The organism is Streptomyces sp. NPDC054783 (assembly GCF_053611725.1).
In genome coordinates this window covers 182452-195583 of the sequence record NZ_JBSHAY010000009.1, presented here as the reverse complement: position 1 = coordinate 195583, position 13132 = coordinate 182452, and the positions used below count along the sequence as shown (strand labels likewise).

General features: G+C 73.1%; 9 protein-coding genes. 3 read left to right on the top strand and 6 right to left on the bottom strand.

Annotation, left to right across the window (positions count from 1 at the left end; all coding sequences use genetic code 11):
• Positions 1-9: 9 nt before the first annotated feature.
• Positions 10-1284: an MFS transporter gene (locus tag ACWGJ5_RS18570; protein WP_453310738.1), complete on the top strand. Its 1275-nt coding sequence runs from the start codon at positions 10-12 to the stop codon at positions 1282-1284.
• Between the two features lie 60 nt (positions 1285-1344).
• Here the strand turns inward: ACWGJ5_RS18570 and purH are convergent, their stop codons facing one another.
• Positions 1345-2916, bottom strand: a complete 1572-nt coding sequence (gene purH / locus ACWGJ5_RS18565) for a bifunctional phosphoribosylaminoimidazolecarboxamide formyltransferase/IMP cyclohydrolase (RefSeq protein ID WP_453310737.1) — start codon at positions 2914-2916, stop codon at positions 1345-1347.
• On the bottom strand, positions 2913-3551 hold the full coding sequence (purN, locus tag ACWGJ5_RS18560) for a phosphoribosylglycinamide formyltransferase (protein ID WP_453310736.1): 639 nt from the start codon (positions 3549-3551) through the stop codon (positions 2913-2915). The genes purH and purN overlap by 4 nt, the downstream gene beginning before the upstream one ends.
• Before the next feature lie 293 nt (positions 3552-3844).
• Here purN and ACWGJ5_RS18555 point away from each other — a divergent pair, with 293 nt between their 5' ends.
• Positions 3845-4663: a hypothetical protein gene (locus tag ACWGJ5_RS18555; protein ID WP_453310735.1), complete on the top strand. Its 819-nt coding sequence runs from the start codon at positions 3845-3847 to the stop codon at positions 4661-4663.
• Positions 4664-4689: 26 nt separating this feature from the next.
• Here the strand turns inward: ACWGJ5_RS18555 and ACWGJ5_RS18550 are convergent, their stop codons facing one another.
• Positions 4690-6798, bottom strand: coding sequence for a cell division protein PerM (locus ACWGJ5_RS18550; protein WP_453310734.1), 2109 nt, complete (start codon positions 6796-6798; stop codon positions 4690-4692).
• Between the two features lie 96 nt (positions 6799-6894).
• Here ACWGJ5_RS18550 and ACWGJ5_RS18545 point away from each other — a divergent pair, with 96 nt between their 5' ends.
• Entirely contained in the window at positions 6895-7971 is a 1077-nt protein-coding gene (locus tag ACWGJ5_RS18545; RefSeq protein WP_453310733.1) for a sigma factor-like helix-turn-helix DNA-binding protein, read from the top strand.
• Between the two features lie 285 nt (positions 7972-8256).
• Here ACWGJ5_RS18545 and sucD read toward each other — a convergent pair whose 3' ends face one another.
• The 3 genes from sucD to ACWGJ5_RS18530 form a co-directional block, all read right to left on the bottom strand.
• Positions 8257-9141: a succinate--CoA ligase subunit alpha gene (gene sucD, locus ACWGJ5_RS18540; protein WP_453310732.1), complete on the bottom strand. Its 885-nt coding sequence runs from the start codon at positions 9139-9141 to the stop codon at positions 8257-8259.
• Positions 9142-9169: 28 nt separating this feature from the next.
• Positions 9170-10348, bottom strand: coding sequence for an ADP-forming succinate--CoA ligase subunit beta (gene sucC / locus ACWGJ5_RS18535; protein WP_453310731.1), 1179 nt, complete (start codon positions 10346-10348; stop codon positions 9170-9172).
• Between the two features lie 452 nt (positions 10349-10800).
• Positions 10801-13011, bottom strand: a complete 2211-nt coding sequence (locus ACWGJ5_RS18530) for a hypothetical protein (RefSeq protein WP_453310730.1) — start codon at positions 13009-13011, stop codon at positions 10801-10803.
• Positions 13012-13132 lie beyond the last annotated feature (121 nt).

The window sequence follows — 13132 nt, the reverse complement described above, 5'->3', positions numbered from 1 at the left end:
TCGGGCGCCATGACTCGCACACTCCTCGCACCCCCCGCCGCGGACCGGCGGTACCCCGGTGTCCTCACCGAGCGCGACTTCCGGCTTCTGTACACGGCCGACGCGGCCAGTCGGCTCGGCGCGCAGGTCAGCTTCCTGGCGCTCCCCGTCCTGGCGCAGACCGCGCTCCACTCGGGGGCGGCACAGGTCGGCCTGCTGTCCGCGCTCGGCACGGTGGCCTTCCTGATCGTCGGCCTGCCGGCGGGCGCGTGGGTGGACCGGATGCCCAGGCGGACCGTGCTCGTCACGGCCAACCTGGGCAGGGGCGCGCTGATGGGCTCGATACCCGTGGCCTGGGCCTGCGGCGTACTGGCCCTTCCGCAGCTGTACGCGGTCGTGTTCCTGACCGGGGTGGCGACGGTCTTCTTCGACGTCGCGCACCTGTCGTACGTCCCCTGCCTCGTCGGCGCGGACCGGCTCGTCGCCGCCAACTCCCGGCTCGCCGGGCTGAATCAGGCCGCCGACGTCTCCGGGCGCGGGCTCGGCGGCCTGGTGGTGCAGTTGATCGGGCCGGCGGCGGCCGTCGTCGTCGACGCGCTCGGTTTTCTGTGGTCGGCGTGGTGGATCGCGCGGATCCGGGCCGTCGAGCCGGGCCCGGCCCGGCGTACGGCTGAACCCCGGCTCTGGGCTGAGACGGCGGCGGGGCTGCGCTTCGTGCTCGGCCACCCGGTGCTGCGCGCGCTCTCCCTCAAGGGCGCCGTGACCAACCTGGCGATCCAGCTCTGCCAGGTGTCGTTCGTGCTGCTGTTCACGCAGGAGCTGCACCTGTCGGCAGGGCTGCTGGGGCTGCTGCTGTCGGCCGGCGGCATCGGCGGCCTCCTCGGCGCGCTCGTCGCGCCGGCGGTCGGCCGACGCCTCGGGCACGGCCGGGCCCTGTGGATCGTCGGCGCGGTCACGGGACCCTTCGCCCTGCTCACCGCCCTGATGGCCCGAGGGCCCCTGCTGTGGGTGGGCGCGGCCGGCTGGACGGTCACCATCGTCCAGACCGGCCTGGCCAACGTCCTCGCGGTCAGCACTCGCCAGCGGGTGACGCCGGCGGCGATGCTGGGCCGGATGAACGCCACGTTCCGGTTCCTGCTCACCGGGGCGCTGTCCGTCGGCGCCCTGCTGGCCGGGGTGATCGGGACCTGCGCCGGGGTCCGCGCGGCGATCTGCACCGGTGCCGTACTGATCACCGGCAGCTGGCTCGTCGTCTTCTGCTCACCGCTGCGGAACGTGCGTCACCTGCATGAACTCGGCGGCTGAACTGGTTCTGGGCCGACCCGGCGTCACGCGGTGTCGGCCCAGTGTCAGCCCGGTGCCGGCTCAGTGGAAGAAGTGGCGCGTGCCCGTGAAGTACATCGTGACGCCCGCCTTCTTGGCGGCCTCGACGACCTGCTCGTCACGGATCGAGCCGCCCGGCTGGACGATCGCCCGGACACCGGCCTCGATGAGGATCTCCGGCCCGTCGGGGAAGGGGAAGAACGCGTCCGAGGCGGCGTAGGAGCCGCGGGCCCGCTCCTCGCCGGCCCGCTCGACGGCCAGCTTGCAGGAGTCGACCCGGTTGACCTGGCCCATGCCGACGCCGACCGAGGCGCCGTCCTTGGCGAGCAGGATCGCGTTGGACTTCACCGCGCGGCACGCCTTCCAGGCGAAGGCGAGCTCCTTGAGCTCCTCGGCGGACAGCGCCTCGCCGCTGGCCAGCGTCCAGTTCGCGGGGTCGTCGCCGTCGGCCTGGAGCCGGTCGGTGACCTGGAGCAGGAGACCGCCGTCGACCTGCTTGGCCTCGACCCGGTTGCAGGGCGCGCCCGGGGCCTTCAGGACCCGGATGTTCTTCTTCCTGGTGAGGGCCTGCAGGGCCCCCTCCTCGTAGTCCGGGGCGACGATGACCTCGGTGAAGATGTCCGCGACCTGCTCCGCCATCTCCCGGCTCACCGGCCGGTTGACGGCGATGACACCGCCGTACGCGGAGACCGGGTCGCAGGCGTGCGCCCTGCGGTGCGCCTCGGCGACGTCCGAACCCACCGCGATACCGCAGGGGTTGGCGTGCTTGATGATCGCGACGCAGGGCTCGTCGTGGTCGTACGCGGCACGGCGGGCGGCGTCCGTGTCCGTGTAGTTGTTGTACGACATCTCCTTGCCGTGCAGCTGCTCGGCGTCCGCGAGCCCGCCGCTGCCGTCTACGTAGAGGGCGGCCGGCTGGTGCGGGTTCTCGCCGTAGCGCAGGGTGTTCTTGCGCTCGAAGGTGGCGCCGAGGAAGTCGGGGAACCGCGACTCGTCCACCGGGGCGTAGGAGGAGGCGAACCAGGAGGCGACGGCCACGTCGTAGGCGGCGGTGTGCTGGAACGCCTCGGCGGCCAGCCGCTTGCGGGCGGCGAGGTCGAAGCCGCCGTCCTTGACGGCCGCGAGCACGTCGGCGTACCGCTCGGGGCTGGTCACCACGGCGACGGAAGGGTGGTTCTTGGCGGCGGCGCGGACCATCGACGGGCCGCCGATGTCGATCTGCTCCACGCACTCGTCGTCGCTCGCGCCCGAGGCGACGGTCTCGCGGAAGGGGTAGAGGTTGACGACGACGAGGTCGAACGCCTCGACGCCGAGCTCGGCGAGCTGCTGCCGGTGGCTCTCCAGCCGCAGGTCGGCGAGGATGCCCGCGTGCACCCTCGGGTGCAGGGTCTTCACCCGGCCGTCCAGGCACTCGGGGAAGCCGGTCAGCTCCTCGACCTTGGTGACGGGGACGCCGGCGGCGGCGATACGGCCGGCCGTGGACCCGGTGGAGACCAGCTCCACACCGGCCTCGTGCAGCCCGCGCGCGAGGTCTTCCAGCCCGGTCTTGTCGTAGACGCTGACGAGCGCGCGACGGATGGCCCGCTTGCCGCTCTCGATGCTCTCGGCGGTCACTGGATAACTACCTTTCGTCCCTCAATGCGATAGCCGTTGCGGGCGAGCCGCCCCACGACCTCGACGAGCAGCCTTCGCTCGACTTCCTTGATGCGCTCGTGCAGCGCGCTCTCGTCGTCCTCGTCCCGGACCTCGACCACGCCCTGGGCGATGATCGGGCCGGTGTCGACGCCGTCGTCGACGAAGTGGACGGTGCAGCCGGTGACCTTGGCGCCGTACGCGAGCGCGTCACGGACGCCGTGGGCCCCCGGAAAACTGGGCAGCAGGGCGGGGTGCGTGTTCACGAACCGCCCGCCGAACCGGGCGAGGAACTCCTTGCCGACGATCTTCATGAACCCGGCGGAGACCACGAAGTCCGGCTCGTACGCGGCCACGGCCTCGGTGAGGGCGGCATCCCACTCCTCGCGGCTCGCATGGTCCTTGACCTTGCACACGAAGGTCGGCAGCCCGGCCCGTTCGGCGCGGGCGAGCCCCTCGATGCCGGCGCGGTCGGCCCCTACGGCGACGATCCGGGCGCCGTACCGCTCGGCTCCGGTGCGCTCGATCTCGTCCAGGAGCGCCTGCAGATTGGTGCCGGATCCGGAGACCAGCACGACGAGGCGCTTGACCGCTGGGCCAGCGGGGGTGGCGGCCACGATGGGGCCCTTTCTGGGGTGGCGACGATTCCGGCCGGCGCTTTGTACATTCGCACGAATGCGTTACGCCCCTCGATACAGGGAAGTCTACGAAGCGGCCGACCGTCAGCAACGATACCGGCACACGAGAAGGCCCCCTCGGGACGGGGGCGTGGCCGGAAGGTAGCGTTCGTGGGGAATCAAGAAGGGGGCTGTCTCCGGCAGCCCCGGGAACGCGGTCGTCATGCGGCGCGTTCACGGGGTGGAAGCGCACGTCGGACTGCCGTATTGACCTAGGGGAAGACGCTCTTTTGATGCCCGATCGCAGCCTGCGACTCCTGACGTTCCCTCTGCGCCCGGCCCGGGGAGGCGAGCGTCGCGCCGTACTGCTGCGGGAGCGGCCGGCCTCGCCGCCGGATGCGCCCCAGGGCGGGCGTGACGGTGACGGACGGGGCAGCGGGCCGCAGGACGACAATCCCTTCGCGCCGCCGCCCGAGGGTGCGCCGGACCGGCCCTGGCAGCCGCGCCGCCCCGAGGGCTCGCACGGACACGGACAGGGCCAGGGGCAGGGCTCCGGTCAAGGCCAGGGGCACGGCTCCGGTCACGGCGGCGGTTCGCCGTGGGGCGACCAGTGGAGCGACCGCCAGCCCGGGCGCTCCCCCGGTGGCTTCGGCGAGCGGCCCGGCGGCGGCCCCCAGGGTCCGAGCGGGCCGGCCGGCCCCGGCGGCATGCGCTGGGACCCGACCGACCCCGCCCAGCGCCGCGCGCGCTACGCCCTGCTGTCCGGCATGTGGGCCGTCTTCTTCGCCCTGTTCAGCTGGCCGTACGTGGCCCTGCTGCTGGGCGCGCTTGCGCTGTACTGGGGCGTCAGCGCCCTGCGCGCCAAGCCGCGCACACCCGACCCGAACACCGCGGCCCCCGCGGGCGGCCGCCCCCAGGTCACGGCAGCCGTCGGCGGTCTGGTCACCGCGTCGCTGGCCCTGGTCCTGGTGGCCTCGACGTTCACGGTCCAGTTCGTCTACCGCGACTACTACACGTGCGTGAACGACGCCCTCACCCACGAGGCCAAACAGTCCTGCCAGCAGCAGCTGCCGAAGGAGCTGCGGGGGGTCCTGGGCGTCGGCAACAGCTGAGGCTCCGCCTGGCGCACGCCGGTCGGTCAACGGGCCGTCGCGGTGTCAGGGGGTTCCTGGATGCCGGACGACGGGCCGGTGAGGTCGGGCCGAGGCTCCGGCTGCGGCGTTGCGTCAGCGGTGGGGTCTGCGCCTGCCGTGGGCATCGGGTCTGCAGTGGGCGAGCCTGTAGTGGCCGATGAGTCCGCCATGGGCGTTGAGTCTGCCGTGGACTTGGACTCGGCAGGGGGAATCGACTCCACACACGGCGTTGACTCCACACGCGACGTTGACTCCACACGCGACGTTGACTCCACACGCGACGTTGACTCCACACCGGGCGTCGACTCCGCCGGATCCGTCGATTCCGTGGAGGCCGTTGGAGGGGCTGCGGGGCTTGCCCAGGCTTCGGGCAGGTCGCAGGGGGCGGCCGCCTCTCGCAGGGCCGCCCAGCGTGAGGCGCGGGCGAGGTCGTCGTGCCAGTCCGTGGGGAACGGGTCGTCGGCCGGGAGGAAGTCGTACATCTCCTCTTCGTCGGGAACGGCCACCCCTGGTCGGGGGGCGGGGGTCCTGCCCTTGCCCGACTCCTTGGTCCTGCCCGGCTCCTTCCCCCTGGCTGATTCCTTGCCCTTGGTCGTCTCCTCCTCCCGACCCGCCTTCTCGGCCTCGGCGGTGGCGGTCTTCTCCTGCTTCTCCTGCTTCTCCTGCTTCTCCTGCTTCTCCTGCTTCTCCTGCTTCTCCTGCTTCTTCGCCGTCTCCGTAGTCCTCCCCTGTTCCTTTCCGCTCCCGGAGTTCTCCGTCCCCGCCCCCTGCGCCGGGATCTGCCCGCCCCGCGCGCGCCCGGCCCACAGCCGGCACGCCCGTACGATCAGCGCCACCGGCATCCCGAACAGCGCCGTCCACGCCCCCGCCGCTCCCCCGGTCTGCCACCACACCGGTCCGAAGCGGGCCAGCGCGGACACGCCCAGCGGGCCGCCGGCCAGGTCGGCGAGCAGGGCGAGGCCGGCCGCGCAGAGCGTCGCCGTCAGCAGCACGGCCCCGGCCGTACCGGCGACCGACCAGCGGGCCGACGCCGGTGCGCCCGGCTCCGGCCGTCCTGCCGCCCCGCGCGCCACGAACCATCCCGCCGTCATCCCGGCCGCCACCGGCACCAGCCCCGCCGCCCAGTTCGGCGGCGTACCGGCACCGGCGTCCGGCACCGCCGCCAGCAGGGGGAAGGGCGGCAGCAGCGGGGCCGGGTCGGAGGCGAAGGGTTGCACCACATGCCCGACGCCGAGGAGGAAACCGGGGCCGAGGGCGTAGGACGCGGCCCACAGCGCCGCGTTGGGGATCAGCGCGACGCCGAGCAGGAGCACGGCGAACCGTCCCGTCCACCCCTCTGTCAACTGGCCGAAGGACACCCGCGCCACTCCGCCGTGCCACACCAGCGACACCCCGAGCAGCAGCGCCCCGCCGCCGAGGAGCACCGCCGTGGCGGCACCGGTGGCGCGTACGGCCGTACCCAGCCGGGCGCGCTCGTCCGCGCCGAACAGCACCCGGCGCACGCGCCCCGGCAGCACGCCCAGCGCACTCAGCACCGGCTCGCGCGGACGGCCGTACGCCGACCACACCCCGGCCGCCGCCGAGGTGGCCGCGACCAGCGGCAGACACACCGTCACCCAGGACCAGGAGGGCTGCAGTTCGCCGCCCGAGCAGTACAGCGCGACCGCGCCGCCGACGCCGAGGTAGCCGAGGACGACCCCGGTCCACACCGTGTGCGCCGGTACCGGCGGCGGGCCGTCGGCTTCGGTGGGCGCGTCCACCGCGTCCCGGGCCGCCCGGTACACCAGCCACACGGGCAGCACGAGCAGCAACAGCGGAGTCACCCCCACCGGCATGGGCGCGCCGGAGAGCGTCTCGGTGCGGACCAGTTCGACGCCGTGGGCCAGCAGCCACAGCGCCCCGGCGACATGCAGTGCGCCGCCCGGACCGCTGTCGGGGTACGGAGAGCTGACCCACAGCACCATCAGCAGCGCGGCGAAGGAGGCGAAGCCGAGTCCGGCCGCGACGGCGCCGCCCAGCAGGCTCGCGGCCAGTCCGGGCTCGCGGTCCCGCATCCGGGTCAGCAGCGGCGACAGCGAGGGTCGGCGAGCGGTCATCAGATTCACGTACACCATGCTCCCAACGGCACACACATTCCCGTCGTAACAGGCGAACCGCCGTAGTGTCGCCCAATATACGTTTATGTTCTTTTCCGCACGGAAGGGCGTACGGTGACGACGCAGAACGCTGCCAGTCCGCTGCCACCGCCGAAGGAGCGCCGACGCCTGCGCCGCTCCCGGTCGCTGACGCGGGCTCAGGTCGCCGCCCGGGCCGGTGTCAGCCGCTCGACGCTGCGCGCTTGGGAAGCCGGCCGCCGGGTCCCGCAGGGCGGCGAGGGCGAGGCGTACGCCCGGCTGCTGACGACGTTCGTCCTCCAGGAGACCCTCGAGAGGGCGACAGCCGTCGAACCGGGCCCCGGCCCCGAGACCCCTCTGGCAGCCGCTCCCGATCAGCTGACGCCCGCTCAGGCCTTCGACGCGCTCTACGCGTTCTGTGCCCCCGCCCTCGTACGCCAGACCTATCTGCTCACCGGCCGCCGGGAACTGGCCCGCGAGGCCGTGGAGCGGGCGTTCCAGCTGGCCTGGCAGCGCTGGCCCGAGGTGGCCCGGGACCGGGATCCGGGCGGCTGGGTGCGGGCGGCGGCGCATGACTGCGCGCTCTCCCCCTGGCACCCCTTCCGGCCCCGGTACCGGCACCCGGAGCCACCGCCCACCGACCCGGCCGACCGGGCGCTGCTGCGGGCCCTGCTGGAGCTGCCGCCGACGTACCGGCGCACGCTCGTCCTGTACGACGGTGTGGGCCTCGACCTGCCGGAGACAGCGGCGGAGACCGAGGCGAGCACGCCGGCCGCCGCGAGCCGGCTGACCCACGCCCGCGACGCGCTGACCGCGCGGCTGCCGGAGCTGGCCGACCCCGCCGAGCTGCATCGCCGGCTGCTGGTACTGGCCTCGGCGGAGCAGTTGCCCGCGCCCGGGCCGGAGCCGGTACGGCGGGAGGGCGAACGGCGAAACGTGTTCTGGACGCGCGCGGCGATCGCGTTCACGGTGGGGATCATCGGCGCGACGACGCTCACGGTGCGGTCGGCACCGACGCACTACGAGGCGCCGATCGCGCCGGCGCAGGCGGTGCAGGGAGTTCCGCCGGTGGGGGTGATGGGGCCGCTGTCGCGCGGGCAACAGGCGTTGCAGGCGAAGTTGCGGAGCGCTGCCGCGAAGGGGCCGGACCGGCTGGCTCCGGAAGCGCGATAGGACTGGCCGCCGACGGGCGCGACAGGACTACTCACCGGCGGGCGCGACAGGGCCGACCGCCGGCAGGCGCGACAGGACCACTCGTCGACGGGCGCGACAGGGCCGACCGCCGTGGGGGTGCCTTGCCGTTGCCGGGTGCGGGTGCGTGGTGGCTGGTCGCGCGGTTCCCCACGCCCCTTCGCGGCGTGCGGTTCCCCACGCCCCTTCGCGGCGTTGTGCTCGCATAGACGCCGGAAGGCCCGCCCCGGCCAACGGGACGGGCCTGCCAACGGTCGGCTGAGAAGCTCAGCCGCCCAGGATCTCGCGGGCGAGCTTCGCCGTCTCGGTCGGGGTCTTGCCGACCTTGACGCCCGCGGCCTCCAGGGCCTCCTTCTTGGCCTGCGCCGTGCCGGAGGAGCCGGAGACGATGGCGCCGGCGTGACCCATGGTCTTGCCCTCGGGCGCCGTGAAGCCCGCGACGTAACCGACGACCGGCTTGGTCACGTTCTCCTTGATGAACGCCGCGGCGCGCTCCTCGGCGTCGCCGCCGATCTCACCGATCATCACGATGAGCTCGGTCTCCGGGTCGTCCTGGAACGCGGCCAGGGCGTCGATGTGGGTGGAGCCGATGATCGGGTCGCCACCGATGCCGACGGCCGTCGAGAAGCCGATGTCGCGCAGCTCGTACATCATCTGGTACGTCAGCGTGCCGGACTTCGACACCAGGCCGATGCGGCCCGGCTTGGTGATGTCGCCCGGGATGATGCCGACGTTCGACTGGCCCGGGGTGATGATGCCGGGGCAGTTCGGGCCGATGATGCGGGTCTTGTTGCCCTTCTTGCCGGCGTACGCCCAGAAGGACGCCGTGTCGTGCACGGCGATGCCCTCGGTGATCACGACGGCCAGCGGGATCTCGGCGTCGATGGCCTCGACGACCGCGTCCTTGGTGAACTTCTCCGGCACGAAGATGACGGAGACGTTGGCGCCGGTCTTCTCGACGGCCTCGGCGACGCTGCCGAAGACGGGTACCTCGGTGCCGTCGAAGTCCACGGTCTGACCCGCCTTGCGCGGGTTCACGCCGCCCACGACGTTCGTGCCGTCACCGAGCATGAGCTTGGTGTGCTTCATGCCGGTGGAGCCGGTCATGCCCTGGACGATGACCTTGCTGTCCTTGTTGAGCCAGATAGCCATGGTGTGTTGGTGTCCTCGTCCTGAGTGCTTACTTGGCGGCGGCCAGCTCGGCGGCCTTGTCGGCCGCGCCGTCCATGGTGTCGACGCGCTGCACCAGCGGGTGGTTGGCGTCGGTGAGGATCTGCCGGCCCAGCTCGGCGTTGTTGCCGTCGAGGCGGACGACGAGCGGCTTCTCGACCTTCTCGCCGCGGTCCTCCAGGAGCTTCAGGGCCTGCACGATGCCGTTGGCGACCTCGTCGCAGGCGGTGATGCCACCGAAGACGTTGACGAAGACGGACTTGACGTCCGGGTCGCCCAGGATGATCTCCAGGCCGTTCGCCATGACCTGGGCGGAGGCGCCACCGCCGATGTCCAGGAAGTTGGCGGGCTTGACACCGCCGTGCTTCTCACCGGCGTACGCGACGACGTCCAGGGTGCTCATGACGAGACCGGCGCCGTTGCCGATGATGCCGACCTCGCCGTCGAGCTTGACGTAGTTGAGGTTCTTCTCCTTGGCGGCGGCCTCGAGCGGGTTGGCCGCGGCCTTGTCGTGGAGCTCCTCGAAGTCGGGGTGGCGGAACTCGGCGTTGTCGTCGAGCGACACCTTGCCGTCGAGGGCGATGACCTCGCCGGAGGCGACCTTGGCCAGCGGGTTGACCTCGACCAGGAGGGCGTCCTCCTTGATGAAGGTGTCCCACAGCTTGACGAGGACGTTCGCGACCTTGTCCGCGACCTCGGCCGGGAACTTGGCGGCCGCGACGATCTCGCGGGCCTTGGCCTCGTCCACACCGTCGATCGGGTCGATCGCCGTCTTGGCGACGGCCTCCGGACGGGTGGCCGCCACCTCCTCGATCTCCATGCCACCCTCGACGGAGGCGATGGAGAGGAAGGTGCGGTTGGCACGGTCGAGGAGGAAGGAGACGTAGTACTCCTCGAGGATCTCCGGAGCGGTCTCGGCGATCATGACCTTGTGGACCGTGTGGCCCTTGATGTCCATGCCGAGGATGTCCGTCGCGCGGGCGACGGCCTCGTCCGCGGAGGCGGCCAGCTTCACGCCACCGGCCTTGCCACGACCACCGACCTTCACCTGCGCCTTGACGACGGACTTGCCGCCCAGACGCTCGGTGATCTCGCGCGCCGCCTCAGGCGTGTCGATGACTTCACCGGCCAGCACCGGTACATCGTGCTTGGCGAAGAGGTCCCTCGCCTGGTACTCGAACAGGTCCACGCGCTTCCGTCCCTATCAGTGATCTCGCGGTTCGTTGGATGCGTGGGCGTGCCGCGAAGGGCAACGTGACGTCCGCTTGTCACAAGGGAGGCGCACACGGTGTCCGAGCGCGCGGCATGTCCGTCTCGCAGGTTATCGCCGCTTGAGGGGGCGCCCTAAATCGAGGGTCACACACGAGCGGTGATACCTGTCACATGATGCCTGGTTTCCTGGCACGGCGTGCCGAGAGGGGCGGCCTTGGTGGCGATGTGCGAGGCCTCACCGGGCTGGGGTTGACCCGGTGAGGCCTCTGGGGCGGCCCCGGTGGCGCCGGGGCCGGGGCGGTTGATCCCCACCCCAATGGGGACCACCCACCCGGGCCGCGGGGCCCCGGCCGGACGGGCCGACGGCATTCGGCCATCCGGGTCCGGACACCCCGCGGAGCGGTTGGGGCTCTCAGCCCTGTTCGGTACTCAGCCCTGGTACGGGATGCCCGATGCGAAGCCCGGCACGCCGTACCCGTCCCGGAAGTCCCGCAGGGGTACGGCCGGACGGGCGACCCCTTCGGCCCCGCCGACGGCGTGCCCGGCGAGCGAGCCACCGGCGTCCCGGACGGTGCCGTGGACGTCGTGGGCGAAGCCTCCGGCCTGCCGGCCGACCGGCGCGGCCACACCGGCGCCCCCGGCCGCGAAGGCCTCGGCCTCGCCCGCGACACCACGGCCCAGCCCGCCGGCGCTCCCCCCGACACCACCGGCCACCGGCAGCACGACCCCGGTGACCTGACCGGCCAGGGGCGCCACGGTCGGCGCCACGGTTCCGGTGACGGTGCCGGCCGCCTGGTGCGCGGCAACGGTGGCGGTACCGGCTGTCTGGTACGCCGTCCCGGTGGCGGTACCGGCCGTCTCGTACACCGTCCCGGTGGCGGTACCGGCCGTCTCGTACACCGTCCCGGTGGCGGTGCCGGCCGTCTGGTACACCGTCCCGGTGGCGGTGCCGGCCGTCTGGTACACCGTCCCTGTGGCGGTGCCGGACATCTGGTGCGCGGCACCGGTGGCAGTGCCGGCCGCCTGATACGCCGTCCCCGCCGCTGTACCGGCCGCCTGGTACGCCGTCCCCGTGGCCGTGTCCGCCGTCTGTGCGGCGGTGTACGTCGCGGTGTCGGTCACCGGTGCCGTCGCACCGGTGACCCCGGCCGTGAAGGGCGGCAGCTGGGCCGTGACGCCCTCGGCGAAGGCTCCGGTCCGCGTGGTCACACCGTGCGCGAGCGGGGGTACGGCGCCGACGACGCCGCCGGCGAAGGGGTGGACGTCACCAACCACGCCGTGACCGAGGGCGCCCGCGTCCACGACGGCCTGCCCGGCGACCGGCCCGACCCCGTGCACGGCACCGGCGGCCACCGGCGGCAGCACCGCGTCCGTGGCGTCCCGCCCGACATGCCCGGCCGGCCCGCCGACGTACGCCGTCGCACCCGCGCCCACCGGCCGCACATCGCCGACGGCGCCCGTGGCGACCCCGTGCACCCCGTGGACGGCGCCCTCGACGGTTCCGTACCCACCGGACACGGATCCCTCGGCGACGCCCAGCGCCCCGGCGACGGCGCCCCCGGCGACCCCGTGCACGGCGGTGACGGTGCCCTGGGCGGTTCCGTACCCGCCCGCCACCGCGTGCCCGGCCGTGCCCCGGACGCCCGTCGCCGCCCGGCCGACGACCGGCACGGCGCCGTTCACCGCCGTGGCGGCCACCGGCGGGACAGCCGCGGCGGTCGTCTCGTGCACCACCGGGGTGACCGCGCCGGGCACGGCCCGGACCGTGCCGACGACGCGCTCCTCGGCGCCGGTGGCCGTACCGGTGACATGTGCGGGCACACCGGCGACGGAGGCCTGGCCCGCGCCGGCTGCCCCGGCCGCCGTGCCGCGCACGGCGTTCGCGGCACCGGAGGTCCGGCCCTGCGCCGCGACGGCTGTCTGCTGCGCCGTCGTCCGTACGACGCCCTCGACGCCCCGCGCCTTCAGGCGCGCGGCCGCCTGGGTGGCCTGGAGCTTGCTCTGGGCGGCGGCCAGGGCCTCCTCCACCTCGGGAGCGAAGGAGGACAGCGGGCCGAAGAGGTAGTCGATCTCGTCCTCGGAAGTGCCCTGGGCAACGGCCCGGGACGCGGTCGAGGCGGCGTGGGCGGCGGTGTGGGCGGCATGGGCAACGTCGCCGTCGAGGTGCGTGCCGCCGACGTGCGCGCTGTCGACCTGCGTGCCGTCGGCCTGGACGTGCACCCGCGCCTTGCGGGCCGCCTGAGCGCCCCGGAAGGCCTCCGCACCCCGGATCGTCGCGGCGGTCGGGACCTTGGCGTCGACGTAGCGGCGGGCCTGGTCGGTGGTGCTGGTGCCGGTACCGGTGCCGGTCTTCGCGGTCGAGGCAGCCGAGCCGGCCGCGCCGGTCAGGCCGGAGACCGTGTCGGTGACTGTGTCGGTGACGGTGTTCTGGACGCCGGAGACGGTGTCGTGGACGCCGGTGAGGACGCCGTCGACCGTCCCGGCGACGGAGTCGGTGGCGCCGTCGGCCGCGGTGCCCGCGTCCGGCACGGTGACGGAGGTGGCGGACAGCTCGTCGGCGCTGGCGACGGTCGAGCCGAGCGCCCAGGCACCGGTGACACCGGCGGCTATCACGATCGAACGACGAATGTTCTTGTTCATTGCGTGCGTCAAGTCCTTCGGAAACGGCTGGAAACGTCTGGAATCGGCTGGGGGTGCCGTCCGGAGACCGCTGACCGCCGGTCGCGCTGAACGCGTCGACGGCCGGCAGCGCTGATCGCTG

What these genes read in the sequence shown, in the direction of transcription:
- ACWGJ5_RS18570 (WP_453310738.1), top strand. Translation starts at nt 10, where the DNA reads ATGACTCGCACACTCCTCGCACCCCCCGCCGCGGACCGGCGGTACCCC.
- ACWGJ5_RS18555 (WP_453310735.1), top strand. Translation starts at nt 3,845, where the DNA reads ATGCCCGATCGCAGCCTGCGACTCCTGACGTTCCCTCTGCGCCCGGCC.
- ACWGJ5_RS18550 (WP_453310734.1), bottom strand. Translation starts at nt 6,798, where the DNA reads ATGGTGTACGTGAATCTGATGACCGCTCGCCGACCCTCGCTGTCGCCG.
- sucD (WP_453310732.1), bottom strand. Translation starts at nt 9,141, where the DNA reads ATGGCTATCTGGCTCAACAAGGACAGCAAGGTCATCGTCCAGGGCATG.
- ACWGJ5_RS18530 (WP_453310730.1), bottom strand. Translation starts at nt 13,011, where the DNA reads ATGAACAAGAACATTCGTCGTTCGATCGTGATAGCCGCCGGTGTCACC.